Genomic DNA, 26658 nt, shown 5'->3' on the forward strand with positions numbered 1-26658 from the left:
CGCGTGCGACCGGTTTCCGACGACCTTCCGAATGACGGACGGACAGGGCCTCAGCCCAGCGGCAGGCCTTGGGCCGACCAGCGGTCTCCGTGCCGCTCCAGGGTGAGCGGCAGGCCGAAGCACTTGGAGAGGTTCCGGGCGGTCAGCTCGGTGTCGATCGGGCCGGCCGTGAGCACCTTTCCCTGGCGGATCATCAGGACATGGGTGAAGCCGGGCGCGATCTCCTCGACGTGGTGGGTGACCATGGCCATCGCCGGGGCGAACTCATCCTGGGCGAGCGCGCCGAGCCGGCGGACCAGGTCCTCGCGGCCGCCGAGGTCCAGGCCGGCCGCGGGCTCGTCGAGCAGCAGCAGCTCAGGGTCGGTCATCAGGGCGCGGGCGATCAGAGTGCGCTTGCGCTCGCCCTCGGAGAGGGTGCCGAACTTGCGGCCGGTGAGATTGGCCATACCGAGGCGGTCGAGCAGAGCGAGGGCGCGGGCCTCGTCCGACTGCTCGTAGCTCTCCTGCCAGCTGACCGTCATGCCGTACGCGGCGGTGAGCACGGTCTGGAGCACCGTCTGCTCGGCCGGAAGCTTGTCGAACATGGCGGCACCGGCCAGGCCGATCCGGGAACGCAGCTCGAAGACGTCGATCTCGCCGAGCTTCTCGCCCAGAACCGTGACCTTGCCCGAGGTCGGGAACAGGTACGACGAGGCGATCTGCAACAGCGTGGTCTTGCCGGCACCGTTCGGGCCCAGGATGACCCAACGCTCGCCCTCGGAGATGGACCACGAGACCTGGTCGACCAGCGCGCGCCCCTCTCGGACCACGGATACGTCCACCAGCTCCAGCACGTCGCTCATGCCTATGCCTTCCCCAAAAAACAAGATTCTCGGCCGTCGGTGCGGGCGGCGAGCCTACTCCGGCAGCCGGTGGGCACGGGATGGGTGCGCCGCACACGCATGGGCAAACCTACGCCACGCGGATGACCGCCGATTCCGTAGGCTGGCCGGATGCTCGCGACTCCTGCCGACAATCCGTACGAAGAGCCCCGTTCGGGGCGGCTCACCGCATGGGGCAATGCCCTGCTGGCGGGACTGGTGCCTCCGGATGACGCCGCTGCGGCCGTCTTGGGCGCGGACGAGACCCATCGGGTGACCGGGCTGCCCGGCGACGAACCCGGCGAGCAGCATGGGCTGACCTGGGCGCTGGGCCGGCTTCGGGTGCTCGGCGTGAAGGGCCTGCGTCTCGCGCTGCCCTCAGCCGGGCATCCGCTCGGGCTGACCGGCCCGAGGGCTTTCAACGAGCAGGCCATGGCTGCGGGCGAGGCCGTCCTGGCTGTGGGTGCACCGCTGGGACTGGTGCCGGAGGTGCAGGTGTACGGCCCTGCCGGTGATCGCTCGGCCACCGTGCTGTGGCACTGTTCCACGGTCAACGAGGCACCGCCGGCGGACGTACCTTCGCTGCACGAAGCCGAACGTGAGCTCGCGGACGGGCTGCGAGAGGCCACCGTCATGCTCACCCGCCTCGATGTGGCCGGCGCAGGGCCTGAGGCCCTGCGCGCCCTCGATGCCTACCGTCGTCAGGGCCACAGCAAGCTGCTCGCCCCCGGTTACCCGCCCCGGGCGGTCCGCGTCCTGGAGTCGGCCCGTCAGGTGTCCGCCCTGCTGTCGATCGCTTCCGGCGGGCACGGCGCTGCCGTCAGCGCCTCGGAGATGGCAGCCCGCCAGTCCGTCCTGGCCCCGCTGCGGCGCACCACCCGGCGCGCCCAGGTGGCCGCCTACAACGCCCTCGTCGACGAGCGAGACGACCGCTGAGAGCTGCTGGGCTCCGGGGGCAGCGGCGAGCGCGATCACCTCGGCGCGCTCGTACCTGCCGTCGGGCCCTACGGCCAGGTCTCCCCTCGCCGTGGCGGCCGCCAGTCGGCACTGCGGCCACCCCAGGACTTCGGCTGCCTCCTCCACCGAGTAGCTCTCCGCAAGCCGCTGATGCAGCGCCTCGGCTGCGGCCCGCGCTGTGGCCGCAGCCTTGCGGATACGTTCCATGACGACCTGCTCCACCGCGGCATGCTGGACGGCGGCCAAAGCCTCTCGGCTGTACGTCGGCCAGCCTCGGTATCCGCCGCACGGTCGGAGCTCCCCTGCGGCGGCAAGCCGCCTGACGTCCTCGGCGATCACCAACAGGCCGGTGGTGTGGCACAGAACCGTGGCCGCTTTGGTCGCGCCCATTGGCGGGACCGCGCCCAGCGCGAGGATGATCTCCTCGGCACGGGCCTTCAGTTGCATCTCGACGAGGGCCGACCATGCACCGCTACCGAGGTCCGGCTCGGGGATCAGTTCACGTTCCCGTGCCAGGTTGAACTGCCAACGCCGCATCCGCAGCCGACACCTCAACAGCTCAGGCCCGTAGGACTCCCGGTCGTCCCGGACTGCCGTCCGCGTCGAGTTCGCTCTGCGCCCGACGGGCTCTACCGCACAGGAGTCCGTTCGCGTCTCCTGGCATCCGGACAAGTGCCCGTCGGGCTCCCACCCTCCTCTTCTGCCCTCGGCGGCAGATCTCGACCCGGGCCCGGACAGCGGAGGTTCGTCGACCAGACGGCACGTCAACTCAAACTCATCGGCGAGCACGGCAGGCCCGCACCCATGGCGCATCGCGTCCACTCGGCCCTCCCTCGGGATCGGTGTCGGCGGTCAGCCTGACACAGCCGACTGACAACACACCACCGCAATTCGGACCACCTATGCCGAACGGCACATGCCGGACCCCCGTTTGGTCCCCTTCGTGGCCAAAACCCTGCTGATCGGCACGGCGTTCGCACTGGGTTCTCGCGCCCCGTCGCACTACCCCTCGCGGGTCTCCCCATGACGAACAGCCCAGAGCGCCGCCTGAGTTCGGTCGGCCAGGTCCAACTTCATGAGGATGTTGGACACATGGGTCTTCACCGTCTTCTCGGAGAGGTGCAGGCTGCGGGCGATCTCGCGGTTGGAACGGCCGTCGGCAATGTGGCCGAGCACTTCGCGTTCTCGCTCGGTGAGAGTTCCGCCTCGGCCCTGCGGAGCGCGCGGGCCTTCGTCGGAGAGCAGTGCTTCGGCCAGCTCGGGCTGGAGCAGGACATGGCCCGCGTGCACCGATCGGATCGCCCCTGCCAACGCCTCCGGGTCCACGTCCTTGTAGACGTAGCCGGCCGCACCGGCCCGCAGCGCGGGAACCATCGTGCGGTGCTCGGTGAAACTGGTGACGATCAGGATCCGGGCCCGGCTGCCCTCCCCTTTGAGAGTGCGCAGCGCCTCGATGCCGTCGACACCAGGCATCTTGAGGTCCATCAGCACGACATCGGGGTCGAGTTCACGCGCCCGCTCGATGCCCTCTGCCCCATCGGCCGCCTCCCCGACCACCTCGATGTCGTCCTGGACCTCCAGGAAGGTGCGCAGCCCACGTCGGACCACCTGGTGGTCGTCGACCAGAAGGACACGGATCGACGGTGTGCTCTCAGGCACCGGGGACCTCCATCTCGACTAGCGTCCCCCGGCCGGGGGCCGACTCCAGGGTGAGCGTGCCGCCGACAGCGGCCGCGCGGTCGCGCATCGAGACCAGGCCCAGGTGGCGACCGGCCCGACGAACGGACTCCGGATCGAAGCCGCGCCCGTCGTCGCGCACCCGCAGTACGGCGCCGCGCGCGGGCGTCCCGGCCAGGGTGACGGTGACTCGGCGGGCGCCGGAGTGGCGCAGCGCGTTGTGCAGCGCCTCCTGGGCGACCCGTAGCAGTGCGGCCTCCTGGGCCGGCGGCAGCGCCCGGACACCATCGGCGGCGAAGGCCACGTCGGCGGCGTGTGCCCGGTCGAGGACCTGCACCTGGGAAGCGAGGGTGGCGCTCAGCCCGTCCTCCTCCAGAGCGGCGGGACGCAGCTCGACGACGACGGCGCGCAGCTCGTCGGCGGCCTCGGCGGCCAGCCGGGCGACTTCGGCGAGCTCGGCGCGGGCGCGGGCCGGGTCGCGGTCGACGAGCTTCGCGGCGGCCTTGGCGGTGAGCCGGAGCGAGAAGAGCTTCTGCGAGACGGCGTCGTGCAGATCGTGGGCGATCCGGGCACGCTCGCCGGCGAGTGTGAGCTCACGGCTGCGTTCGTACAGCCGGGCGTTGGACAGGGCGAGAGCGGCGTGCGCGGCAAGGATCCGCAACAGCTCCTCGTCGTGGTCGGTGAAGAGGCCGCCGCCACGCTTGTTGGCGAGGAAGATGACACCCATCACCTGCGGCTCGTCCTCGGCCGCGTCGGTGTCCAGGATCGGCATGCCCAGGAATGCGTCCATGTCGGGGTGGGCGGCGGGCCACCCTTCGAAGGCGGGTGCCTTGCGGACGTCCACGAGCCGGGTGGGCCCGGTTTCGTGCAGCATCGCGGCGAGCACTCCGTGCTGCCGGGGCAGGGGGCCGATCGCCCGCCACTGCTCGTCGGTGACGCCGTCGACCACGAACTGGGCGAAGCCGCCATGGTCGTCGGGTACGCCCAGGGCCGCGTATTCGGCGCCGAGCAGGCCGCGGGCGGAGGCGGTGATGCGGCGCAGCACCTCGCGGACCTCCAGGTGTCGGCTCATGGCGAGCAGCGCCTGGCTGACGGCCTCGATCCCGGACAAGCACGGTTCGCAGGCGGGCAGCGGGCCCCAGTGGGCCCGGTGGTCTCCGGTGGTGCTGGGCATACCGCCAAACTACCGCCGTAGGAAGCAGCGCCGCGTCCGCCTGTGGCCGCCCCGGGCCCAGGTCCGGGGACCTAGGCCTCAGGGCCCTCAGGGCCCTCCCGGAACGGCACGGGACCGCCCGGAACGCCGAGGGGCGGCCCTCCCCAGTGGGAGAGCCGCCCCTCGGCCTGTCGGAGAAGGACTCAACCCTTCTGCATGACCTCGGGCTCGTGCCGGCGCTGGAGCCGGGTCACGAGGACGCCGATGACGATCGAGATGGCGATCAGCACACCCGCGTCGATCGCCCACTGGGCGACGCTGTGCTTCCAGAGCGGGTCGTAATTGGGGTTCTGGAAGTCCTTGTTCCAGGGGCCCATGAGCACGGACAGGTCGAGCGTGGTGGACACGACGCCAGTGCCCCAGCGGGCGGGCATCAGCCAGGCGGCCTGCTCCAGTCCGGGCTTGCTGAAGATCTGGAAGAGACAGCCGGTGAAGACGACCTGCACGATGGCGAACATGACCAGCAACGGCATGGTCTTCTCGGCGGTCTTCACCAGTGCGGAGATCATCAGGCCGAACATCATCGCGGCGAAGCTCAGCAGGATCATGCCGATGGTCATCTCGATGACCGGCAGGTTCTTGACGATCAGGCCGTGCTCGGGGAGCTTGCGCGGCAGGAAGCCGACGGCGGAGATGATGGCGCCCTGGATCACGCTGAAGAAGCCCAGCACGATGATCTTGGACATCATGTACGCCGAGCGGGAGAGCCCGGTGGCTCGTTCTCGCTCGTAGATCGCCCGCTCCTTGATCAACTCACGCACCGAGTTGGCCGCTCCGGAGAAGCAGGCTCCGATCGCCAGGATCAGCATGATCGTCGCGGCGCCGCTGTTGAGGTGGAGCTGCGTCTTGGGGTTGGGTGCGAGCCCCGGTTCGTTGGGGATCAGCACGCTGACCGCGCCGATGACGGCGGGCAGCAGCACGGACAGCGCGAGGAAGCCGCGGTCCGAGGCGAGCACCGACATGTAGCGACGCATCAGCGTCCACAGCTGTGAGCCCCAGCTCTGCGGCTTCGGCGGCTTGACGGCCTCCTGGGCGACCTGGGCGTGCTGCACCTCGCCCGCCTCCGCGGTGGGCGCGGAGTACTGCTGGTAGTGCACGGAGCCCCGGTAGCGGCCGGCCCAGTCGTGGTCCGGGTAGTTCTCGAAAGCCTGGAAGACGTCCGCCCAGGTCTCGTACCCGAAGAAGTGCAGCGCCTCGTCCGGCGGACCGAAGTAGGCCACCGAACCGCCCGGCGCCATCACCAGCAGCCGGTCGCAGAGTGCGAGTTCGGCCACCGAGTGGGTGACGACCAAGATCGTGCGGCCGTCGTCGGCGAGGCCGCGCAGCATCTGCATGACCTCGCGGTCCATGCCCGGGTCGAGGCCCGAGGTGGGCTCGTCCAGGAAGATCAGCGAAGGCTTGGTGAGCAGTTCCAGAGCGACCGAGACACGCTTCTGCTGGCCGCCGGAGAGTGCGGTGATCTTGTTGTCGGCGCGCTTGTCCAGGCGCAGCTCGTACAGCACCTCGTCGATCCGGGCCTCGCGCTCGCGGGCCTCGGTGTCGCCGGGGAAGCGCAGCTGGGCCGCGTACTTGAGGCCCTTCCGGACGGTGAGTTCGCGGTGCAGGATCTCGGACTGCGGCACCAGGCCGATGCGCGAGCGGAGCTCGGCGAACTGCTTGTAGAGGTTGCGGCCGTCGTACAGGACCTCGCCTCGGTCGGCCGGGCGGTAGCCGGTGAGGGCGCGCAGCAGCGTGGACTTGCCGGAGCCGGACGGGCCGATGACCGCGACCAGGGACTTCTCCGGGACGCCGAAGCTGACGTCGTTGAGCAGGATCTTCTTGGCGCCCTTGTGCTCGACCTCGACGGTCAGGCGGCGGGCGGAGAAGGAGACCGCGCCGGTGTCGACGAACTCCTGGAGCTGGTCGCCGACCAGGACGAAGCCGGAGTGACCGACGGTCAGCCGGTCCTGCGGGCCCATCAGCTGACGCTGCACCCGCTGGCCGTTGAGGTAGATGCCGTTGTGGCTGCCGAGGTCGACGATCTCGTAGCGGCCGTCCGGGAGCTGACGCAGCTCGGCGTGGTGGCGGGAGACCTGGAGGTCGGACACCACGATGTCGTTGTCGAGCGCACGGCCGATCCGGACGGTGCGCATGGCCGACGTCAGGTTGCGGATCATGGTCGGCTGCGGACCGCCGTCCCCGTGCCGCGGCGGAGCCGGGAAGCCCTGCTGCGGGAAGCCGCCGTGCTGGGGCTGCTGCCGCGGTGCCGGCTGCGCCTGCGGCGGCGCGTACTGCTGCTGCGGGAACGCCTGCTGGGCCTGCGGCTGACCGGGCCAGGCCTGCTGCTGCGGCTGCTGGTACGGGTCGTGCTGCGGCCAGCCCTGCTGCGGGCCGGGCTGCTGCGGCGTGGGCACCGGGCCGCGGCTGGTGGCGGCCTCGTGCATCGGGGTGGCCTGCGGAGCACTCGCCTGCGGTACACCGGCATGCGGAGCACCGGAGTGTGGAGCGGCGGCGTGCGCTGGTGCGGAGAAGCCGAGCCGGGGGCCGTTCTCCGGGTTGCCGAGGTTGACCACGGCACCGGGGAACAGCTGGGCCTGCATGGTGCGGGCGCCGGCCACGTACGTTCCGTTGGTGCTGCCGTGGTCGTCCAGCTGCCAACCGCTGCCGTTGAAGCTGATGGTCCCGTGCTGCCAGGAGACCCTGGCGTCGTCGAACAGGAAGTCCGACTGCGGGTTGCGCCCGATGGTGTAGGACCGCCCGGGCTCCAGAGTCCGCTGCTGTCCGTTGATCTCAATGACGAGTTGCGGCACTGCTCGCCTGCCCCGCTCTCTCGGTTCCCCCGAATTGTGGCCCCCGGCCGGGGGTGCGATGTTCCTCTGACTGACGGGGGGAATCATTCCAGCCCGCCGACCGCCGGTGAAAGCCACCCCGGGTGACTGTGACCAGGCTGCTACCGACCCCGGAGCCGCCGCGTCCCGCGAGGTGGGACGGGTGCTCCCGGGCCACCTCGCGCCCGGTAGCGTGGGAGGCACCATGAACGCATCGCCCCTGGCCGCTGAGCCTCTCCCCGCCGCCCAGCACCGGACCACGGACGAGCGCACCCTGCTCGTCAAGGTGTTCGGCAAGGACCGCCCCGGCATCACCGCCGGACTCTTCGCGACGCTGGCCGGTTTCGGCGTCGACGTCATCGACATCGAGCAGGTCGTCACCCGCGGCCGCATCACGCTGTGCGCCCTGGTCACCCCTCCTACGGCACCCGGCGCCGAGGGCGGCCTGCGGGCCACCGTCCACCGCTGGGCCGACGAGCAGAAGCTGCAGGCCGAGATCATCTCCGGTATCGGTGACAACCGGCCGCGCCGCGAGGGCCGCTCGCACGTCACGGTGCTCGGCAACCCGCTGACCGCCGCCGCCGTCTGCGCGCTCACCTCCCGGATCACCGCCTCGGGCGGCAACATCGACCGTGTCTTCCGACTCGCCAAGTACCCGGTGACGGCGGTCGAGCTGGCCGTCTCCGGTGTGGCCACCGACGAGCTGCGGGCCGCGCTGGCCCAGGAAGCGGCCACCCAGCGGGTGGACGTCGCGGTGGTCGCCGCCGGTCTGGAGCGCCGGGCCAAGCGCCTGGTGGTCATGGACGTCGACTCCACGCTCATCCAGGACGAGGTGATCGAGCTGTTCGCCGCCCACGCGGGCTGCGAGGAGAAGGTCGCCGAGGTGACGGCGGCGGCGATGCGTGGCGAGCTGGACTTCGCCGAGTCGCTGCGCGCCCGGGTGGCGCTGCTGGCCGGGCTGGACGCCTCGGTGACCGAGAAGGTGCGCGCCGAGGTCCGCTTCACCCCGGGCGCGCGCACCCTGATCCGTACGCTCCAGCGTCTCGGCTACCAGGTCGCGGTGGTGTCCGGCGGGTTCACCCAGGTCACCGACCACCTGGTGGAACAGCTGGGGCTGGACTTCGCGGCCGCGAACACCCTGGAGGTGGTGGACGGCAAGTTCACCGGCCGGGTGGTCGGCGAGATCGTGGACCGGGCGGGCAAGGCCCGCTGGCTGGCCCGCTTCGCCGAGCGGGCCAAGGTGCCGCTGGAGCAGACGGTGGCGATCGGCGACGGTGCCAACGACCTGGACATGCTGAACGCGGCCGGTCTCGGGGTGGCCTTCAACGCCAAGCCGGTGGTGCGCGAGGCCGCCGACACCGCGGTGAACGTGCCGTTCCTGGACACCGTGCTGTACCTGCTGGGCATCACCCGCGAGGAGGTCGAGGCGGCCGACGCCCTGTACGGCACCCCGACCGAGTAGCACCCGATCGGCTCTCCGAGGGGCGCGCGGACGATCCGCGCGCCCCTCAGGTGCGTTCCCCCGGTCGTCAGTCCTGCGGCGTGTAGTACGAGACCAGCTCGGCCACACCCGGCTCGACGCCCTTCCAGGAACCGCTGAAGCTCAGCACCGCGATCGCCGCCGTCGGGAAGCCTCCGAGCCGCAGCCGTTCCAGCGCGTCCCGGTCACCGGCGTCCCCGGCCAGCACCTGGGTCAGGCCCAGCACACCCGGGTTGTGTCCGACCAGCACCAGGTCCGAGTACTCCTCCGGGGTCTCCTGGAGCACGGCGATGATCTCACCGGGGCTGGCCTCGTAGACCCGGTCCTCGTACACCGTCTTGCGGGCGCGCTTGGGCAGCTCGTGCGCCGCCAGCTTCCAGGTCTCTCGGGTGCGCAGCGCGGTGGAGCAGAGCACGTAGTCGGGGTTGATGCCGGAGTCGACCAGCCAGCGGCCGGCGTCCGGGGCCTGGTGGCGGCCCCGGTCGGCCAGCGGCCGCTCGTGGTCGTCCACCCCGTTCGGCCAGTCGGCCTTGGCATGGCGGAGAACGATGATCCTGCGGGGTGTGTCGGCGCTCATACCCAGCAAGCTTGGCAGAAAAGCGGCCCGGGGGCGCGATGCTCCCGGATGCCGCCACTCCGAGGGACGACGAGTGTCATCACGCCCCGTTCACCAGGGCGCCAGGTGGCGTACGGGCGTCCGTCAGCCCATCGAGGAGGCGACGGTGGCGATGACCGACACCAGCACCGCGATGGCGACGATGGCGAGGGCGATACGGCCGAGCTGCTTGCGGCCGTCGGTGGGATTGGGATCGAGAACGGGCATGTCCGGAATTCTTCCATCCCGAACATGCCCGCCATCCGCTGGCCCCGCCGTCTTGGCCGGGCCTTGACCTTCCCTCTCAGAGCGCGGTCCGGCCTTGGCCTTCCCCGACAGAGCGCGACCTCGGTCTGCACCACCGCGCCCCGCCTCCCGCCGTCACGCCCCCGTGGTGGACGCCTACGCCTCGGCCCGACCCGCCGACCGAGCCGGATGCACCGCCTCGTCCTCGATGTGCCGGGCCCGCGCCGCGCGCAGGCCGAACAGCATCTGCGGCACCAGCAGCAGTGCCAGGAAGCCCAGCGGCCAGTACCACTCGCCGGTGACCTGGTAGATCCGGCCGATCAGGATCGGGCCCGGGACGGAGATCAGGTAGCCGACGCCCTGGGCGAAGACGGACAGCTGCGCCACTCCGCCCGCGGTCCGGGCACGCAGCCCGATCATCGTCAGCACCAGCGGGAAGGCGCAGTTGGACAGGCCCACCAGGACCGCCCAGACCCACGGCGCCCCGGCCGGGGCGAGGGCAAGTCCGGCGTACCCGGCGATGCCGCAGGCGGCCAGCACCACCACGAACAGGCGCTGGTCACCGCGCCGGGCGGCCAGGTTGGGCAGCACGAAGGAGACCGGCACGCCGATCACCATGGTGACCGCGAGCAGCACCCCGGAGGTGCCCTTGTCGATGCCCGAGTCCTGGAAGATCTTCGGCAGCCAGCCCATCACCACGTACGCGCCGGTGGCCTGGAGGCCGAAGAAGCCGGCCAGCGCCCAGGCCGTACGGCTGCGGGTGATCGGCAGCCTGGCGGGGGCCGCCGCGCCGCCCGCGCGCTCACCGCGTTCGCGCCTGGCGATCAGCACCGGCAGCCAGAGCAGCAGGGCGAGCGCGCCCAGGGCGGCCCAGACGCCCAGGCCGTAGCGCCAGTCGCCGCCCAGCGTGCTGGTCAGCGGCACGCTGACCAGGGCGGCGAGCGCGGTGCCGGCGGACAGTGCCATGGAGTACAGGCCGATCATCGGACCGACCTTCTCCGGGAAGTACCGCTTGATCACCACCGGCAGCAGCACGTTGGAGACCGCGACCCCGGCCAGGGCGAGCGCGGTGAACAGCAGGAAGACCGCGGTGCCGCCGGCGAAGGATCGGGCCAGCACGCCCGCGGTGATAGCGCCCATCCCGGCCGTGATCACCGCGATCGGGCCGATCCGGCGGGCCGCGGCGGGCGCGGCGAAGCCGAACAGCGCGAAGCACAGCGACGGGACGGCGGTGAGCAGCCCGGCGAGCGTCGGGTTCATCCCGAGGTCGGTGCGGACCTGGTCGAGCAGCGGCCCGAGGCTGGTGACCACGGGGCGCAGGTTGAAGGCGGCGGCGGCGATCGCGACGGCGAACAGCCAGCCCAGGTACTTGGTGGAGCCGGCGGCGGGCCGCTCGTTCGGCTGTGGCGGGGCCTCGGTTCGGGAGGAGGAAGCGGTGGTGTCAGCTGCGGGCATGAGGGTCATCATAGAATGATGGGATGAATTGATGCACCCTGGAATTGGCATGATGTTCCGACCGTTCACGTTCATCCACCGGCCACCTTCCACCCAGGCCCCACCCGAGCCGTAGTCGCAAGGAGTCCCCGTGGCGCTGTCCTCGCCGAGGCGCACCCCGCTGTCCGATCAGGTGATCGCACAACTGCGTGCCCAGATCACGTCCGGGGAGTGGCAGGTCGGCTCACGCATCCCCACCGAGGCCGCCCTGGTCGAGCAGCTCGGCGTCGCGCGCAACACCGTCCGCGAGGCCGTCCGCGCCCTCGCCCACAACGGCCTGCTCGACATCCGGCAGGGCTCCGGCACCTACGTGCTGGCCACCAGCGAGCTGGCCGGGGTGATGCACCGCCGCTTCGCCGACGCCGACCAGGCCCAGGTCGCCGAGCTGAGAGCCGCGCTGGAGACCTCCGCCGCGGGCCTCGCCGCCCACCGCCGTACCGCGCGCGACCTCGAACTGCTGGACGGCTCGCTGGCCCGCCGGGAGAGCGCCTGGCACTCCGGCGACGCCGAGGACTTCGTCCAGGCCGATGCCGCCTTCCACCAGGCCGTGGTGGCCGCCGCCCACAACGACGTCCTGCTCGCCGTCTACGCCGACCTCGGCGAGGTCACCCGCGAGCACCTGCGGCACGACGTCGGCCCCGAGCTGATCGCCGAGCGCTACATCGGCCACCACACCATCCTGGAGGCCATCCGGGACGGCGACGCCCAGCGCGCCTCGGTCGAGGCCGGCCGGGCGATCGGCGCCTGCGCCACCGCCGAGGTCTGAGCAGCCGAGGTCCGGGCACCCACCCATCCGCCGAAACGCCCCACCGCCGAAACGCCGCTGCCCGGCCCTCCCGCGAAGGAGGACCGGGCAGCGGCGTACGGCAGGAGCGTCAGGCGCCGATGGCGTGCAGACCGCCGTCGACGTGGACGATCTCGCCGGTGGTCTTCGGGAACCAGTCCGACAGCAGCGCGACGATGCCGCGGCCGGCCGGCTCCGGGTCGCTCAGGTCCCACTTCAGCGGGGAGCGGTGGTTCCAGGTGTCGGCCAGCTCGCCGAAGCCCGGGATGGACTTGGCGGCCATCGAGCCGATCGGACCGGCCGAGACCAGGTTGCAGCGGATGTTCCGCTCGCCCAGGTAGCGCGCCAGGTAGCGGTTGGTCGACTCCAGGGCGGCCTTGGCCGGGCCCATCCAGTCGTACTGCGGCCAGGCGAACTGCGCGTCGAAGGTCAGGCCGACCACCGAACCGCCGTCCTGCATCAGCGGCAGCAGCGCCGTGGTGAGCGACTTCAGCGAGTACGCCGAGACGTGCATCGCGGTGGCCACGGACTCCCACGGGGTGTCCAGGAAGCTGCCGCCCAGCGCGTCCTGCGGCGCGAAGCCGATCGAGTGGACGATGCCGTCCAGGGTCGGCAGGTGCTCGCGGACCTGGTCGGCGATGCCGGCCAGCTGCTCCGGGTTGGAGACGTCCAGCTCCAGCACCTTGACCGGGTGCGGCAGCTTCTTGGCGATCCGCTCGGTCAGGCTCGGGCGCGGAAAGGCGGTGAGGATGATCTCCGCGCCCTGCTGCTGAGCGAGCTTGGCGGTGTGGAAGGCGATGGAGGACTCCATCAGCACACCGGTGATCAGGATCCGCTTGCCTTCGAGGATTCCACTCATGATCAGTGACCCATGCCCAATCCGCCGTCGACGGGAATGACGGCTCCGGTGATGTACGCGGCCTCGTCCGACCCGAGGAACCGCACGGTGGAGGCGACCTCGGCGGGCGCCGCGTAGCGGCCCAGCGGCACGCCCGCGACGATCTCCGCGCGGCGCTCGTCACTGAGCACGGCGGTCATGTCGGTGTCGACGAAGCCGGGGGCGACCACGTTGACGGTGATGTTGCGCGGGCCGAGCTCGCGCGCCAGCGAGCGGGCGAAGCCGACCAGGCCGGCCTTGGAGGCGGCGTAGTTGGCCTGGCCCGGCGAGCCGGAGAGGCCCACCACGGAGGAGATCAGCACGACGCGGCCCTTCTTGGCGCGCATCATCAGCTTGGAGGCGCGCTTGACCACCCGGAAGGTGCCGGTCAGGTTGGTGTCCAGGACGGAGGTGAAGTCCTCCTCGGACATCCGCAGCATCAGGGTGTCCTTGGTGATGCCCGCGTTGGCGACCAGCACCTCGACCGCGCCCTGCTTCTGCTCGATCTCGGTGAAAGCGGCGTCCACCTGCGCGGCGTCCGTGATGTCACAGCGGACCGCGAGGACGTCGTACTTGGCCAGCGCCTCGGGCACCTCGCCCGAGCGGCTGGTGATGGCCACCTTGTCGCCCGCCTCGGCGAAAGCCTGGGCGATCGCGAGGCCGATGCCCCGGTTTCCTCCGGTGACGAGAACCGAGCGGCTCAACGATCCACCTCTCTCCGTGTGTGAGCACGTACACAGGAACGCGTACGCAGTGTGACGCTATCGGGCGCTCGGCGGTGGCGGCGCATCGGGCCCCCACAGCGCCGCACCGATGGATCTGTCGCAATCCGACAAATCCTTACCCGCCGGGGCCACACGGTGGCGGACATCGCCCAGGCCGGGGCGCCGCCCGGATCGGGGCGACTGTACGGGAACAACACGGACAGGCACACCCGTTGCCCCCGTGGTGCCGGCCGGCCCGGGATCGGCCGTACCGATCCCCGACCATCCCGGCGAGCGACGAAGGCAGAGCGGATGACCAAGGCACGCCCCGGGAGCACCCACCGACGCGGACGACTGCTGGCCCTCACCGCCCTGGCGGCCGGCCTGAGCGCGGCCGCCTGGGCGCTGCGCGACATGCCGGCAGCGTTCGGGCGACGGCCGGACGGCGAGCGCGAGGAGCGGGTGCGCAACTCCCCGCAGTACCGCGACGGCGTCTTCCACAACGCGCCCTCCACCCTCGCCCGCGCCGCCGGGGCGCCCGGCTTCGACGGCGCCACCGCCCGCCGGATGCTGTTCGAGCGGGCCGGCCGCGTCCCCGACCACCCGGTGCCGACCGTGCGCCCCGCCACCCCGCCCGGCCCGGCCGCCGAGGGCGTGGAGGTCACCTGGTACGGGCACGCCTCCGCACTGGTGGAGATCGAGGGCTTCCGGGTGCTGCTCGACCCGGTCTGGAGCGAGCGCTGCTCCCCCGCCGCGCACGTCGGCCCCAAGCGGCTGCACCCGGTGCCGGTGGAACTGGAGGAGCTGCCGCCGGTCGACGCGGTGCTGATCTCGCACGACCACTACGACCACCTGGACATGGCGACGGTCAAGCGCCTGGTGCGCAGCCAGTCCGCGCCCTTCGCGGTGCCGCTGGGCATCGGCGCCCATCTGCGCCACTGGGGTGTCCCCGAGCACCGGATCATCGAACTGGACTGGGACGAGACCTGCACCCTGGGCGACCTGGTGCTCACCCTGACCGCCGCACACCACTTCTCCGGCCGCGGGCTGACTCGCAACACCACCCTGTGGGGCTCCTGGGTGATCGCCGGCCCGCGCCGCAAGGTCTTCTACACCGGCGACTCCGGCTACTTCGAGGGCTACGCCCGGATCGGCGGGCAGCACGGCCCGTTCGACGCCGCGCTGGTCCAGATCGGCGCCTACGACGCGGCCTGGGCGGACATCCACATGACCCCCGAGGACGCCGTGCTCGCGCACCGGGACCTGACGGCCGGTCTGCTGGTGCCCGTCCACTGGTGCACCTTCAACCTGGGCCTGCACCCGTGGTCCGAGCCGATCGAACGACTGGTGAAGGCGGCGAAGGAGCAGGCCGTACCGCTGGCCGTACCGCGTCCGGGCGAGCGGGTGGACGTCGACAACCCGCCGGAGCCGGACGGCTGGTGGGAGACCGTCGGCTGACGGCCCCGCCACTCGTCGGCAGGCGTGGGCGGTACCGGCCGAAAACGCGGCGCAGTGGTCGAAATGCGCTGGCCGGAAACCCGGTGGACGGGAAATGATGCGGTGCGGGCGCCCCTGCGCGTCCGCACCGCCACCCTCCGCGACCTGGGAGCCCGATTGCCTCCGATCCTTCCGGCCGACAGCTCCGGCGCCCCGCACGGGCGCGCCGTCGACCCGCTGTTCCTCGCCCTGCCGCTGCGCTCCCTCGCCGACGCCGCGCTCACCCGGGCCCGCGAACTGGGCGCGAGCCACGCCGACTTCCGCCTGGAGCGGATCCGCAGCGCCTCCTGGCGGCTGCGCGACGCACGTCCGGCCGGCACCTCCGACAGCGTGCGGCTCGGTTTCGCCGTCCGCGTGCTGCTGGACGGCGCCTGGGGCTTCGCCGCCGGTGTCGACCTCACCCCCGGCGCGGCGGCCGAGGTCGCCGCGCAGGCCGTCGCGGTGGCCCGGCTCTCCGGCGGGATCAGCCGGGCGTCCGGCTCCACCGAGCGGGTCGAGCTGGCCGACGAGCCGGTGCACCGGGACGTCAGCTGGGTCTCCGCGTACGAGCTCAACCCCTTCGAGGTGCCGGACGCCGAGAAGACCGCGCTGCTCGCCGAGCGCAGCTCCCGGCTGCTGGCCGCCGCCGGGGTCTCGCACGTCCAGGCGGCCCTGGAGACCGTCCAGGAGAACAAGTTCTACGCGGACACCGCGGGCACGGTGACCACCCAGCAGCGGATCCGGGTCAACTCCGAGCTGGAGGCCACCTCGGTCGACGAGCGCACCGGCGCCTTCGACTCGATGCGCACCCTGGCCCCGCCGGTCGGCCGCGGCTACGAGTACCTGACCGGCACCGGCTGGGACTGGGACGCCGAACTCGCCGAGCTGCCGGTCCTGCTGGCCGAGAAGATGAAGGCGCCGAGCGTCGAGGCGGGCCGCTACGACCTGGTCGTCGACCCGACCAACCTCTGGCTGACCATCCACGAGTCGATCGGCCACGCCACCGAACTGGACCGCGCCCTCGGCTACGAGGCCGCCTACGCCGGCACCTCCTTCGCCACCTTCGACCAGCTCGGCTCGCTCAAGTACGGCTCCGAGCTGATGCACGTCACCGGCGACCGCACCGCCGAGCACGGCCTGTCCACCATCGGCTACGACGACGAGGGCGTGGCCACCCAGTCCTGGGACCTGGTCAAGGACGGCGTCCTGGTCGGCTACCAACTCGACCGCGCCATGGCCGGGCTGAAGGGCTTCGAGCGCTCCAACGGCTGCGCCTTCGCCGACTCCCCCGCGCACGTCCCGGTGCAGCGGATGGCCAACGTCTCGCTCCGGCCCGCGGCCGACGGCCCGGACACCGAAGGCCTGTTCGCCGGCGTGGAGAAGGGCCTGTACATCGTCGGCGACCGGTCGTGGTCGATCGACCAGCAGCGCTACAACTTCCAGTTCACCGGACAGCGCGCCTACGCCATCAAGGACGGCGAACTCGCCGGACAGGTCAAGGACTTCGCGTACCAGGCCACCACCACCGACTTCTGGGGCTCGATGGCCGCGGTCGGCGGCCCGCAGACCTACCGGCTCGGCGGCGCCTTCAACTGCGGCAAGGCGCAGCCCGGCCAGATCGCGGCGGTCAGCCACGGCTGCCCGTCGGCGCTGTTCCGCAACGTCAACGTGCTCAACACCCAGCAGGAGGCGGGTCACTGATGACCGCGAAGCAGCCCCACGAACTCGTCGAGCTGGCGCTCGGCCTCTCCCGCGCCGACGGCTGCGTGGTGATCGCCGACGAGACGTCCAGCGCCAACCTGCGCTGGGCGGGCAACGCGCTGACCACCAACGGCGTCACCCGCGGCCGCAGCCTCACCGTGATCGCCACCGTGGCCGGCGCCCAGGGCACCGCCTCCGGTGTGGTCTCCCGCTCGGCCGTCACCGCCGACGAGGTGGAGGGCCTGGTGCGGGCCGCCGAGGAGGCCGCGCGCGCGGCCGGCCCGGCCGAGGACGCCCAGCCGCTGATCGCCGACCAGCCCTCCTCGCCCGGCTTCACCGAGCCGCCCGCCGAGACCTCCATCGAGGTGTTCGACGCCTTCGGCCCGGCCCTCGGCGAGGCCTTCGCCCGCGCCGCCGCCCAGGGCGAACTGCTGTACGGCTTCGCCCGGCACGGGGTGACGTCCAGTTACCTGGGCAGCTCCACCGGCCTGCGGCTGCGCCACGACCAGCCCACCGGCATGGTCGAGATCAACGCCAAGACCGCCGACCTGTCCAGCTCAGCCTGGGTGGGCGCCGGCACCCGGGACTTCACCGACATCGACGTCGCCGCCCTGCACGCCGAGCTGACCAAGCGGCTCGGCTGGGGCGCCCGCAAGGTGGACCTGCCGGCCGGGCGGTACGAGACGCTGCTGCCGCCCGCGGCCATCGCCGACCTGGTGGTCTGCCTCAACTGGGCCTCCGGCGGCCGGGACGCCCACGAGGGCCGGACGGTCTTCTCCAAGCCGGGCGGGGGGACCCGGCTCGGCGACAAGCTCAGCGGCCTGCCGCTGACGCTGCGCTCCGACCCGTACGAGCCCGGTCTGGAGGCCGCGCCGTTCGTGCTCGCCCATGTCAGCGGCGAGGACGTCTCGGTCTTCGACAACGGCCAGCCGGTCGGCGCCACCGAGTGGATCCGCGAGGGCGTGCTGAACGACCTGATCACCAGCCGCCACGCGGCCGCCCTCACCGGCCTGCCGCTGCGCCCGGCGATCGACAACCTCGTGCTGGAGACGGCGGACCAGGAGTCGGCGCCGACCCTGGACGAGATGATCGCCCGCACCGAGCGCGGTCTGCTGCTCACCTGCCTCTGGTACATCCGCGAGGTGGACCCGGCGACGCTGCTGCTCACCGGCCTCACCCGGGACGGCGTCTACCTGGTGGAGAACGGCGAGGTCGTCGGCGAGGTCAACAACTTCCGGTTCAACGAGTCCCCGGTGGACCTGCTGGACCGGATCACCGAGGTGGGCCGCACCGAGCGCTGTCTGCCCCGCGAGTGGAACGACTACGTCACCCGCACCGCGATGCCACCCGTGCGTGTCGCGGACTTCAACATGAGTTCGGTCAGCCAGGCCTCTTAGCCGCTGACCCACGGGGGATACGAGAGACATGATGGACGAGAAGCGCCTGGTCAGGTCGAGCAAGATGCTGTCGCGCGTGCTGCGGCACGAGCCCGCTCTGGTGGGGGTCACACCGGACGGGTCCGGCTGGGTCCGGGTCGACGAACTGCTCGCCGGGTTCGCCGCGCGGGGCAGGCCGCTCACCCGGGACGAGCTGGACCACATCGTGGCGACCAACGACAAGCGCCGCTTCGGCTACTCGCCGGACGGTCTCTCGATCCGCGCCAACCAGGGCCACACGGTGGCGGTCGACCTCGGTCTGGCCGCCGCCGTGCCGCCGCCCGTGCTCTACCACGGCACCGCCGACCGGCACCTGGCGGCGATATTCCGCGAGGGCCTGCGTCCGATGGCCCGCCGGGACGTCCATCTCTCGGCGGACACCGAGACGGCGACCAAGGTCGGCGCGCGGCACGGCCGTCCGGTGGTGCTGACCGTGCACGCGTCGGCGATGGCGGCGGCCGGCCACGAGTTCCGGCTCAGCGAGAACGGCGTCTGGCTGACCGACGCCGTGCCCCCGCGGTACCTCTCCCGGCGCTCGTAGGCCTGTCCGACGACTCCCGCCGCGCCGCGCCGGCGCCCACGCGAACCGAAGGGCCTGTCCGCTCCGCCGGACAGGCCCTTCGCGCACCCGGGCGGGTGGGTCCGGCGCACCCGGTCTCGTCGCGGCCCCGGTCCGGGCGTACCGTGAGGAGGCCGCGCGGCCAGGCGCGCGGGTGCGCGACGAGGGCGGTAGGACACATGGGCAAGAGCGCCGACGGCGGGCGGGTCTTCCGGATCACGGGAGCGCGCAGCAGCCTCACCGAGGACGTCCGGGGGCGCCAGCGCCGCTACGTCGTCTCGATGCTGGTCCGTACGGCCTGTGTGCTGCTCGCGGTGGTGCTCTGGGACGTCCAGCGGGTGCTGGCGTTCACCGCACTGGCGGGCGCCGTGCTGCTGCCGTACTTCGCGGTGCTGATCGCCAACGCTGGCCGGGAGCGGGCCCCGGGGCTGCCGAGCACCTTCGACATCCCGCTCGACACCCCGCTGATGCTCGGCCCCGGCGGGACGGGTGGGGCGGGTGCGACAGCCGGTACAGGAGAGGCAAAGCCCTCGGCCACCGATCCTTCACAGGACGTGGACTGACCGTCCTTTTCAGGCCAGTTCGCCCCTGTCCGGGCCGACGAAAGCTCAAAAGAAGCTCAGATTAATCATGCAAGACCTCCCCATCCGAGGGTGGTGGCGTGACATACTGCGTACGCGCTCCGCATCCCCCGTCGGAGCGACGGACCGACGCCGGGCGGCTCCCCCCGTGGCTGCCCGGCGTCGCCATGCCCGGCTCCGGCCGCGCTGAGGGCGTGACAGACTGGCGGTGCAGACTCACCCGCCAATCGTTGAGGACGGCCCGATGGACACCCCGCAGACGCCGATCTGCTCCGCCAAGGGCTGCCGGGCGGACGCCGGCTGGGTGCTGGTGTGGAACAACCCCAAGCTGCACACCCCGGACCGCCGCAAGACCTGGCTCGCCTGTGACGAGCACCGCGAGCACCTGTCCCAGTTCCTCGGGGTGCGCGGCTTCCTCAAGGAGGTCGTCGCCTTCGCCGACTGGACCCCCGAGGCCGCCGAGGCCACCGAGAAGCCGGCCTGACCTCCGAGAGATCGGCCTGGCCCCAGAGGCGGTCCGGCTCGGAGAAGCCGGTCTAGCCGCCGATCGCCGACATCGGCCGGTCGGGCTGGAGGAACTCCGGGTCGTCGATTCCGGCCCCGGCCTTCTTGCCCCACATCGCCGCCCGCCACAGCGCGGCCAGCTCCGCGTCGTCCGCGCCGGAGCGCAGCGCGGTGCGCAGATCGGTCTCGCCGGTCGCGAACAGGCAGTTGCGCACCTGGCCGTCGGCGGTCAGCCGGGTGCGGTCGCAGGCCCGGCAGAACGGACGGGTGACCGAGGCGATCACGCCCACCCGGGCCGGGCCGCCGTCCACCAGCCAGCGTTCGGCGGGTGCCGCGCCCCGGCGCTCGGACGGCTCCGGGGTGAGCGTGAAGCGGGCCCGCAACAGCTCCAGGATCTCCGTCGCGGTGACCATCGACGCGCGGTCCCAGCCGTGCTGGGCGTCGAGCGGCATCTGCTCGATGAAGCGCAGCTGGTAGTCCCGCTCCAGGCACCAGGCCAGCAGGTCGGCCGCCTCGTGGTCGTTGACCCCGCGCATCAGCACCGCGTTCAGCTTGACCGGCGCCAGCCCGGCGGCCTCGGCGGCGGCCAGCCCGTCCAGCACGTCCTGGTGGCGGTGGCGGCGGGTGAGGGTGTGGAACACCTCGGGGTCGAGAGTGTCCAGTGAGACGTTGACCCGGTCGAGCCCGGCCTCGCGCAGCGCGGTCGCGGTGCGGGCCAGCCCGATGCCGTTGGTGGTCAGCGAGAGTTCCGGGCGCGGTTCCAGTTCGGAGCAGGCGGCCACGACGGCGACCAGCCCGGGGCGCAGCAGCGGCTCGCCGCCGGTGAAGCGGACCTCGCGCACGCCCAGGTCGCGGACGGCGACGCCGACCAGCCTGACGATCTCCTCGTCGGTCAGCAGGTCCGGTTTGGCCAGCCACTGGAGGCCTTCCTCCGGCATGCAGTAGGTGCAGCGGAGGTTGCAGCGGTCCGTGAGGGAGACCCTCAGGTCGACGGCCTGTCGTCCGAAGGTGTCGAGCAGCACGTGCGTCCTTCCCCGAGATGCGGCCGGCCCGGCCACCGTCACGGCGGGCCGGGCCAGCATAGTCATCGTCGGACGGTCAGTGGGCGCCCAACCCGGTCAGTGAGCGGACCTCCAGTTCAGCGTACTTCGCCGGGTCGGGACGTTCCTTGGACAGCAGGGTGCCGATCCAGCCGGCCAGGAAGCCGGCCGGGATCGAGACCAGGCCGGGGTTCTCCAGCGGGAACCAGTGGAAGTCGGAGTGCGGGAAGAGCGAGTTCTTCGCGCCGGAGACCACCGGGGAGAAGACCACCAGGGTCACCGAGGTGATCAGTCCGGCGTAGACCGAGCTGACCGCGCCGACGGTGGTGAAGCGCTTCCAGAACAGCGAGTAGAGCAGGGTGGGCAGGTTCGCCGAGGCAGCGACCGCGAAGGCCAGGGCGACCAGGGCGGCGGTGTTGAGCTTGTCGGCGAAGAGGCTGAGCACGATCGCCACCGCCCCGATCGCGACCGCGGCCCACTTCGCCGATGACACCTCCTCCTTCTCGGAGGCCTTGCCGCGCCGGATCACGTTGGCGTAGAGGTCGTGCGCGAAGGAGGCCGAGGAGGCGAGGGTGAGTCCGGCGACCACGGCCAGGATGGTGGCGAAGGCGACCGCCGAGATCACCGCGAGCAGGATCGCGCCGCCGGTGGTGCCGGTGCCGCCGCCGAGCGCCTCGGCCAGCTGCGGGGCCGCGGTGTTGCCCGCCGCGTTCGCCGCCTTGATGGCCTTGGGGCCGACCAGCGCGGTCGCGCCGAAGCCGAGCGCCAGGGTCATCAGGTAGAAGACGCCGATGATGCCGATCGCCCAGAGCACCGACTTCCGGGCCGCCTTGGCGGTGGGGACGGTGTAGAAGCGGACCAGGATGTGCGGCAGGCCCGCGGTGCCGAGCACCAGTGCGATGCCGAGACTGATGAAGTCGAGTTTGGCGGTGCCGCTGCCGTACTTCTGCCCTGGTTGGAGGAAGGCCTCGCCCTTGCCGCTGGCGCTCGCCGCCGCGCCGAGCAGTTCGGAGGGGTTGAAGTGGTACTTGGCCAGCACCAGGACGGTCATCAGCGCGGCGCCGGCGATCAGCAGCACCGCTTTGACGATCTGCACCCAGGTGGTGCCCTTCATTCCGCCTATGACCACATAGACGATCATCAGCGCGCCGACGCCGACGATGGTCCAGCGCTTGGCGGCGTTCCCCTCGGCTCCCAGCAGCAGGGCCACCAGGGTGCCGGCACCGACCATCTGGGCGAGCAGGTAGAAGATCGACACCACGATGGTGGAGACGCCCGCCGCGGTGCGCACCGGGCGCTGGCGCATCCGGAAGGCGAGTACGTCCGCCATCGTGAAGCGGCCGGAGTTGCGCAGCGGTTCGGCGATCAGCAGCAGCGCGACCAGCCAGGCGACCAGGAAGCCGATCGAGTAGAGGAAGCCGTCGTAGCCGCTGAGCGCGATGGTCCCGGCGATGCCGAGGAAGGAGGCGGCGGACATGTAGTCGCCGGAGATGGCCAGGCCGTTCTGGAAGCCGGTGAAGCCACGGCCGCCGGCGTAGAAGTCGGAGGCGCTCTTGGTCTGCCGCCCGGCCCAGACGGTGATGCCGAGAGTGGCCAGGACGAACAAGCCGAACAGGGCCATCGTCAGGCCGCGGTGCTCGGTGGCGGAGCTGGCGAGCACGGTCATTCGGCGGACTCCCGGGGGGCGTGGACGACGGCGCCGTGCGCGTCGCGGATCGCCGCGGCGGCCGGGTCGATCCGCCGGTCCGCGTAGCGGGCGTACCAGGCGGCGATGGCGAAGGTGGTCACGAACTGGAGCAGCCCGAGCAGGAGGGCCACGTTGACGTGCCCGAGGACCTTGGTGCGCATCAGCCCGGGGGCATAGCAGGAGAGCAGGACGTAGAGCAGGTACCAGAGCACGAAGCCGATGGTGACGGGGAAGGCGAAGCTCCGGAACGAGCGCCGCAGGGTGCGGAACTCCTCGCTGTCGTCGATGAGTCGGGCTTCCGTGGCGGCGGTGCTGATCGGCGGCGAATCCACTCTCGCCTCACTCCTTCGGCGTACGTTGTCGCACGGGTGGGGGATGATCGAACGTGAGGGGCATCACATGCCCATTGCGCGCCGCGCAATGCTAGGAGCGTCCTGCCCGCCCCGGAAGGGGTTGACCGCGATCAGTCGACCGTTCACCCTCTCGCACCATCCGATTGGCCGAAAAGCAGTCCATCTGGCGACAACGGCACCGAGCGGCAGCCACATCGGGCGACAGCGGCACCGGGCGCCAACGGCACCGGCCCGTGCCGCACCCCACGCGGGGCGGCACGGGCCGGTGCCACGAAGGCCGACGCCTCAGAACGCGATCCGCACCTTCAGGGCCGAGCGGTCGTCCATCGCGCGGTAGCCGTCCGGAACGCCGTCCAGGTCGACGGTGCGGTCGAACACCAGGCCCGGCTCGATCGCGCCCGAGAGCACGTCCGGCAGCAGCTCGGGGATGTACGCGCGGGCCGGGGCGACGCCGCCGTTCAGCGAAACGTTCCGGCCGAACATCTGGCCGATGTCGACGCCCGCGCTGCCACCGTGCGGCACCCCGACGTAACCGACCGCGCCGCCGTCCCGGGCGATCGAGATGGCCGTACGCATCGACTCCTCGGTGCCGACCGCCTCCAGCACCGCGTGCGCGCCCTGACCGCCGGTCAGTTCCTTCACCGCCTCGACGGCGGCCTCGCCGCGCTCCGCCACCACGTCGGTCGCACCGAAGCGGCGGGCCAGTTCGGTACGGGCCTCGTGCCGGCCCAGCGCGATGATCCGGCCCGCGCCCAGCCGGTGCGCCGCCAGCACACCGCACAGGCCCACCGCGCCGTCGCCGACCACGGCGACCGTCGCGCCGGGCCGCACCCGCGCCGAGACCGCCGCGTGGTGCCCGGTCGCCATCACGTCGGACAGCGCCAGCAGCCCGGGCAGCAGCTTCTCGTCGCCCGCCGCCTCCTTCGGCAGCTTCACCAGCGTCCCGTCCGCGAACGGCACCCGCACCGCCTCTCCCTGGCCGCCGTCCGAACCGACCTGCCCCCAGAACCCGCCGTGCGGGCAGGAGGTCTGGAGGCCTTCGAGACAGAAGTCACACACCCCGTCCGACCAGACGAACGGAGCCACCACCAGGTCGCCCTTGGCGAAGCCGCGCACCTCGGCGCCGACCTCCTCGACCACGCCCAGGAACTCGTGCCCGATCCGCTGCCCGGCCACCCGCCGCGCCACCCCGCGGTAGGCCCACAGGTCGCTGCCGCATATACAGGCGTTGACCACCCGGAGCACCACGTCCGTCGGCTGCTGGATCACAGGGTCCGGTACGTCCTCGATCCGGATGTCGTTGGGGCCGTGAATGACGGTGGCGCGCATGGCTTTTCCTTAGCTGAAACGATCTTGACCAGGTATACGACACCCCCCGCCGGTCACCTTATTCCGGCAGGTCGGTCGGACCGTTCCGGCCGGAGCCCCCCGCCCGGCCCCTTATCCTGTTGGACCATGCGACCGATCCAGACCGAGACGTACGGAGCGCCGCGGACCGCCCCGGTTCCCGCCCAGCGCTCCGCCGCCCCCGCCGAGGGCTTCGCGGTCGTCGACGTCGAGACCACCGGCCTCGGCCGCTCCGACCGCGTCATCTCGGCGGGCGTCTACCAGCTGGACGCGGACGGCGACGTCACCGACCACTGGTACACCCTGGTCAACCCCGAGCGGGACCCGGGCCCGGTCTGGATCCACGGCCTGACCGCCGATCTGCTCTCCTCCGCCCCGACCTTCCCCCAGATCGCCGACGAGTTCGCCACGCGCCTGGAGAACCGCGTCCTGGTCGCGCACAACGCGCTCTTCGACTGGAACATGATCTCCCGCGAGTTCTCCCGGGCCGGCCTGCGCGCCCCGGTCGAGCAGCGGCTGTGCACCATGGTCCTCTCCCGCGACCTTCGCCTGCCGCTGCCCAACGGCAAACTGTCCTCGCTCGCCGCCCACTTCGGGGTCCAGCAGCGCCACGCCCACAACGCCCTGGACGACGCCCGGGTGCTCGCCGAGGCCTTCCGCCCCAGCCTGCACCTCGCCCGCGACGGCGGGGTGCCGCTGCCGCTCCAGCACTGCGTGGCGGTCACCGACCTCGGCGAGGAGGAGCCCGCCACCCCCGGGCGCAGCGGCTGGACCGGCGCCACCTACCGCCAGAGCAAGAAGCGCCCGCCCTGCCCGTACCCCAACCCGGGGCGCTGGGAGGACGGCAAGCCGCTGGTCCAGGGCATGCGGGTGGCCATCAGCGGCGACACCGCCACCGACCGCGAGGTCCTGGAGGACCGCGCGGTCGAGGCCGGGCTGCACATCGCCGGCTCGGTGAGCCGCCTCACCAGCCTGTTGGTCACCAATGACTCGGACAGCTGGAGCGGCAAGGCCCGCAAGGCCCGAGAGGTCGGCACCCCGGTGGTCGGCGAGGACGCCTTCCTCCAACTGCTGCGCGAGGTCGCCCCGCACCCCGGTGCGTGAGCCGCTTGTGAGGTCGGCGTACCGTTCCCATGTGTACCGATTTCTGCTGACCCGACAGTGGCTGATCACCATGCTGATCGCGCTGCTGCTGATCCCCGCGACGATCAAGCTGGGCTTCTGGCAGCTGCACCGCCACGAGGCCCGGGTGGCCCGGAACGAGCTGATCGGCCAGGCCCTCACGGCCGCGCCGGTCCCGTTCGACACGCTCTCTCCGACGCCGGGTTTCGCGGTCCCCAAGGACCTCACCTGGCGCACCGCGACCGCCATCGGGGAGTACGACCCGGCGCACGAGTTCGTGGTCCGCAAGCGGACCGACTCCAGCGGGACCATCGGCTACTTCGTGGTGACCCCGTTCCGGCTCTCCGACGGCAAGGGAACCGTCCTGGTCAACCGCGGCTGGGTCGCCTCCGGTGCCGGGGCCGCCGACTACCCGCCGGTTCCCACCGCCCCCACCGGCGAGGTCTCCCTCACCGGCCGCCTGCGCGCCGAGGAGACCTACGGCGCCAGCGGTATCAAGGACCGCTCCGGCCTGCCCGACCGCCAGTTCAACCTGATCAACACCGACGAACAGGCCAAGCGGACCGGCGCGTCCCTGCTCGGCGGCTACCTCGAACTCACCGGCACCGCGCCGGCCCCGGCCGACCAGCCCCAGCTGATCCCCGAGCCGAACCACTCCGACATCGGGCCGCACATGGCCTACGCCGTCCAGTGGTGGCTGTTCACCGCGATGATCCCGGTCGGCGTCTGGGTCCTCGCCCGCCGCGAGGCCAAGGACCGCGCCAAGCAGGCCGCCGAGGCCGAGGTCCCGCTGGACGCCGTCCCCGCCTAGAGCGCGTCCGGCCCTAGAGCACGTCCGCCAGCTCCCTGAGCAGCCGCGCCTTCGCCCGCGCCCCGACCACCGACCGCACCGGCTGCCCGTCCCGGAACACGATCAGCGTCGGCATCGACAGCACCCCGTACGCCGCCGGGGCCCGCGGGTTGCGGTCCACGTCCACGGTCACCACCCGCAGCCGGTGCGCCTCCTCCCGCGCGATGTCCGCCAGCACCGGCGCCATCATCCGGCACGGCGGGCACCAGTCCGCCGTGAAGTCCACCAGCACCGGCCCTTCGGCCGCCAGCACCTCCGTGGCGAACGTCTCGTCCGTCACCGCCGGCACGCCCGTGATCCGCACCACC

At 71.8% G+C, this 26658-nt stretch carries 25 protein-coding genes; 11 read left to right on the plus strand and 14 right to left on the minus strand.

What is annotated here, in order from left to right:
- Positions 1–50 precede the first annotated feature (50 nt).
- Positions 51–842, minus strand: a complete 792-nt coding sequence (locus tag QWJ13_RS23840; RefSeq protein ID WP_316526946.1) for an ABC transporter ATP-binding protein — start codon at positions 840–842, stop codon at positions 51–53.
- Between the two features lie 150 nt (positions 843–992).
- Between QWJ13_RS23840 and QWJ13_RS23845 the strand changes: the two genes are divergently transcribed.
- On the plus strand, positions 993–1796 hold the full coding sequence (locus tag QWJ13_RS23845) for an Rv1486c family protein (RefSeq protein ID WP_316526948.1): 804 nt from the start codon (positions 993–995) through the stop codon (positions 1794–1796).
- A gap of 1023 nt (positions 1797–2819) precedes the next feature.
- On the opposite strand, the gene QWJ13_RS23850 is transcribed toward QWJ13_RS23845, so the two are convergent.
- From QWJ13_RS23850 to QWJ13_RS23860, 3 genes are all read right to left on the minus strand, one after another.
- The gene (locus tag QWJ13_RS23850) at positions 2820–3476 is read right to left on the minus strand and encodes a response regulator (protein ID WP_316526949.1); all 657 of its coding nucleotides are present in this window, start codon (positions 3474–3476) and stop codon (positions 2820–2822) included.
- A complete protein-coding gene (locus QWJ13_RS23855; RefSeq protein ID WP_316527382.1) occupies positions 3469–4566 on the minus strand; it encodes a GAF domain-containing sensor histidine kinase in 1098 nt (365 codons plus the stop codon). Before QWJ13_RS23855 ends, QWJ13_RS23850 begins: the two co-directional genes overlap by 8 nt.
- 284 nt (positions 4567–4850) lie before the next feature.
- Positions 4851–7496: an FHA domain-containing protein gene (locus QWJ13_RS23860; RefSeq protein ID WP_316526950.1), complete on the minus strand. Its 2646-nt coding sequence runs from the start codon at positions 7494–7496 to the stop codon at positions 4851–4853.
- Between the two features lie 223 nt (positions 7497–7719).
- On the opposite strand from QWJ13_RS23860, the gene serB reads away from it, so the two are divergent.
- On the plus strand, positions 7720–8976 hold the full coding sequence (gene serB / locus QWJ13_RS23865; RefSeq protein WP_316526951.1) for a phosphoserine phosphatase SerB: 1257 nt from the start codon (positions 7720–7722) through the stop codon (positions 8974–8976).
- Positions 8977–9043: 67 nt separating this feature from the next.
- Here the strand turns inward: serB and QWJ13_RS23870 are convergent, their stop codons facing one another.
- From QWJ13_RS23870 to QWJ13_RS23880, 3 genes are all read right to left on the minus strand, one after another.
- Complete coding sequence (locus QWJ13_RS23870) at positions 9044–9571, minus strand: SixA phosphatase family protein (protein WP_316526952.1); 528 nt, start codon at positions 9569–9571, stop codon at positions 9044–9046.
- A gap of 123 nt (positions 9572–9694) precedes the next feature.
- Complete coding sequence (locus QWJ13_RS23875; RefSeq protein ID WP_316526953.1) at positions 9695–9817, minus strand: SGM_5486 family transporter-associated protein; 123 nt, start codon at positions 9815–9817, stop codon at positions 9695–9697.
- A gap of 174 nt (positions 9818–9991) precedes the next feature.
- On the minus strand, positions 9992–11299 hold the full coding sequence (locus QWJ13_RS23880) for a CynX/NimT family MFS transporter (RefSeq protein ID WP_432277589.1): 1308 nt from the start codon (positions 11297–11299) through the stop codon (positions 9992–9994).
- Between the two features lie 121 nt (positions 11300–11420).
- Between QWJ13_RS23880 and QWJ13_RS23885 the strand changes: the two genes are divergently transcribed.
- Positions 11421–12095 (plus strand): FadR/GntR family transcriptional regulator, encoded by a 675-nt coding sequence (locus tag QWJ13_RS23885; RefSeq protein WP_316526955.1) that lies wholly within the window; start codon positions 11421–11423, stop codon positions 12093–12095.
- Positions 12096–12204: 109 nt separating this feature from the next.
- On the opposite strand, the gene fabI is transcribed toward QWJ13_RS23885, so the two are convergent.
- On the minus strand, positions 12205–12972 hold the full coding sequence (fabI, locus tag QWJ13_RS23890; protein WP_316526956.1) for an enoyl-ACP reductase FabI: 768 nt from the start codon (positions 12970–12972) through the stop codon (positions 12205–12207).
- A gap of 2 nt (positions 12973–12974) precedes the next feature.
- Complete coding sequence (fabG, locus tag QWJ13_RS23895) at positions 12975–13694, minus strand: 3-oxoacyl-[acyl-carrier-protein] reductase (RefSeq protein ID WP_316526957.1); 720 nt, start codon at positions 13692–13694, stop codon at positions 12975–12977.
- 312 nt (positions 13695–14006) lie between these two features.
- Between fabG and QWJ13_RS23900 the strand changes: the two genes are divergently transcribed.
- The 6 genes from QWJ13_RS23900 (at position 14007) to QWJ13_RS23925 (ending at position 19931) form a co-directional block, all read left to right on the plus strand.
- A complete protein-coding gene (locus QWJ13_RS23900; protein WP_316526958.1) occupies positions 14007–15152 on the plus strand; it encodes an MBL fold metallo-hydrolase in 1146 nt (381 codons plus the stop codon).
- A 165-nt stretch (positions 15153–15317) separates the two neighbouring features.
- A complete protein-coding gene (locus QWJ13_RS23905; RefSeq protein WP_432277603.1) occupies positions 15318–16871 on the plus strand; it encodes a TldD/PmbA family protein in 1554 nt (517 codons plus the stop codon).
- Entirely contained in the window at positions 16871–18268 is a 1398-nt protein-coding gene (locus tag QWJ13_RS23910; protein ID WP_316526959.1) for a metallopeptidase TldD-related protein, read from the plus strand. The genes QWJ13_RS23905 and QWJ13_RS23910 overlap by 1 nt, the downstream gene beginning before the upstream one ends.
- A 31-nt stretch (positions 18269–18299) precedes the next feature.
- Positions 18300–18848, plus strand: a complete 549-nt coding sequence (locus tag QWJ13_RS23915; RefSeq protein ID WP_316526961.1) for an RNA 2'-phosphotransferase — start codon at positions 18300–18302, stop codon at positions 18846–18848.
- A 197-nt stretch (positions 18849–19045) separates the two neighbouring features.
- Positions 19046–19429, plus strand: a complete 384-nt coding sequence (locus QWJ13_RS23920) for a DUF3099 domain-containing protein (protein ID WP_316526962.1) — start codon at positions 19046–19048, stop codon at positions 19427–19429.
- Between the two features lie 262 nt (positions 19430–19691).
- Entirely contained in the window at positions 19692–19931 is a 240-nt protein-coding gene (locus QWJ13_RS23925) for a hypothetical protein (protein ID WP_316526963.1), read from the plus strand.
- A 52-nt stretch (positions 19932–19983) separates the two neighbouring features.
- Here the strand turns inward: QWJ13_RS23925 and moaA are convergent, their stop codons facing one another.
- The 4 genes from moaA to QWJ13_RS23945 all read right to left on the minus strand — a co-directional run bounded on the left by moaA (position 19984) and on the right by QWJ13_RS23945 (position 24360).
- Positions 19984–20973 carry a GTP 3',8-cyclase MoaA gene (gene moaA, locus QWJ13_RS23930; RefSeq protein WP_316527385.1) on the minus strand — a complete coding sequence of 330 codons (990 nt, stop codon included), beginning with the start codon at positions 20971–20973 and terminating at the stop codon, positions 19984–19986.
- Between the two features lie 76 nt (positions 20974–21049).
- Positions 21050–22657 (minus strand): solute symporter family protein, encoded by a 1608-nt coding sequence (locus QWJ13_RS23935; RefSeq protein ID WP_316526964.1) that lies wholly within the window; start codon positions 22655–22657, stop codon positions 21050–21052.
- On the minus strand, positions 22654–23010 hold the full coding sequence (locus QWJ13_RS23940) for a DUF485 domain-containing protein (protein ID WP_316526965.1): 357 nt from the start codon (positions 23008–23010) through the stop codon (positions 22654–22656). The genes QWJ13_RS23935 and QWJ13_RS23940 overlap by 4 nt, the downstream gene beginning before the upstream one ends.
- 306 nt (positions 23011–23316) lie before the next feature.
- Entirely contained in the window at positions 23317–24360 is a 1044-nt protein-coding gene (locus QWJ13_RS23945) for a zinc-dependent alcohol dehydrogenase family protein (RefSeq protein ID WP_316526966.1), read from the minus strand.
- Between the two features lie 126 nt (positions 24361–24486).
- Here QWJ13_RS23945 and QWJ13_RS23950 point away from each other — a divergent pair, with 126 nt between their 5' ends.
- Both QWJ13_RS23950 and QWJ13_RS23955 read left to right on the plus strand, forming a co-directional pair.
- Positions 24487–25482, plus strand: a complete 996-nt coding sequence (locus QWJ13_RS23950) for a DEDDh family exonuclease (protein ID WP_316526968.1) — start codon at positions 24487–24489, stop codon at positions 25480–25482.
- 31 nt (positions 25483–25513) lie between these two features.
- Entirely contained in the window at positions 25514–26311 is a 798-nt protein-coding gene (locus tag QWJ13_RS23955) for an SURF1 family cytochrome oxidase biogenesis protein (RefSeq protein ID WP_316526969.1), read from the plus strand.
- A gap of 13 nt (positions 26312–26324) precedes the next feature.
- Here the strand turns inward: QWJ13_RS23955 and trxA are convergent, their stop codons facing one another.
- The gene (gene trxA, locus QWJ13_RS23960) at positions 26325–26657 is read right to left on the minus strand and encodes a thioredoxin (RefSeq protein ID WP_316526970.1); all 333 of its coding nucleotides are present in this window, start codon (positions 26655–26657) and stop codon (positions 26325–26327) included.
- Position 26658: the final 1 nt, after the last annotated feature.

It is taken from the genome of Kitasatospora brasiliensis, from assembly GCF_032654805.1.
Taxonomy (GTDB): domain Bacteria; phylum Actinomycetota; class Actinomycetes; order Streptomycetales; family Streptomycetaceae; genus Kitasatospora; species Kitasatospora brasiliensis.

Coding starts and splice junctions, on each gene's coding strand:
- QWJ13_RS23840 (WP_316526946.1), bottom strand. CDS start 842: ATGAGCGACGTGCTGGAGCTGGTGGACGTATCCGTGGTCCGAGAGGGG.
- QWJ13_RS23845 (WP_316526948.1), top strand. CDS start 993: ATGCTCGCGACTCCTGCCGACAATCCGTACGAAGAGCCCCGTTCGGGG.
- QWJ13_RS23855 (WP_316527382.1), bottom strand. CDS start 4,566: ATGAGCCGACACCTGGAGGTCCGCGAGGTGCTGCGCCGCATCACCGCC.
- serB (WP_316526951.1), top strand. CDS start 7,720: ATGAACGCATCGCCCCTGGCCGCTGAGCCTCTCCCCGCCGCCCAGCAC.
- QWJ13_RS23870 (WP_316526952.1), bottom strand. CDS start 9,571: ATGAGCGCCGACACACCCCGCAGGATCATCGTTCTCCGCCATGCCAAG.
- QWJ13_RS23875 (WP_316526953.1), bottom strand. CDS start 9,817: ATGCCCGTTCTCGATCCCAATCCCACCGACGGCCGCAAGCAGCTCGGC.
- QWJ13_RS23880 (WP_432277589.1), bottom strand. CDS start 11,299: ATGACCCTCATGCCCGCAGCTGACACCACCGCTTCCTCCTCCCGAACC.
- fabI (WP_316526956.1), bottom strand. CDS start 12,972: ATGAGTGGAATCCTCGAAGGCAAGCGGATCCTGATCACCGGTGTGCTG.
- QWJ13_RS23900 (WP_316526958.1), top strand. CDS start 14,007: ATGACCAAGGCACGCCCCGGGAGCACCCACCGACGCGGACGACTGCTG.
- QWJ13_RS23910 (WP_316526959.1), top strand. CDS start 16,871: ATGACCGCGAAGCAGCCCCACGAACTCGTCGAGCTGGCGCTCGGCCTC.
- QWJ13_RS23915 (WP_316526961.1), top strand. CDS start 18,300: ATGGACGAGAAGCGCCTGGTCAGGTCGAGCAAGATGCTGTCGCGCGTG.
- QWJ13_RS23920 (WP_316526962.1), top strand. CDS start 19,046: ATGGGCAAGAGCGCCGACGGCGGGCGGGTCTTCCGGATCACGGGAGCG.
- QWJ13_RS23925 (WP_316526963.1), top strand. CDS start 19,692: ATGGACACCCCGCAGACGCCGATCTGCTCCGCCAAGGGCTGCCGGGCG.
- QWJ13_RS23935 (WP_316526964.1), bottom strand. CDS start 22,657: ATGACCGTGCTCGCCAGCTCCGCCACCGAGCACCGCGGCCTGACGATG.
- QWJ13_RS23945 (WP_316526966.1), bottom strand. CDS start 24,360: ATGCGCGCCACCGTCATTCACGGCCCCAACGACATCCGGATCGAGGAC.
- QWJ13_RS23950 (WP_316526968.1), top strand. CDS start 24,487: ATGCGACCGATCCAGACCGAGACGTACGGAGCGCCGCGGACCGCCCCG.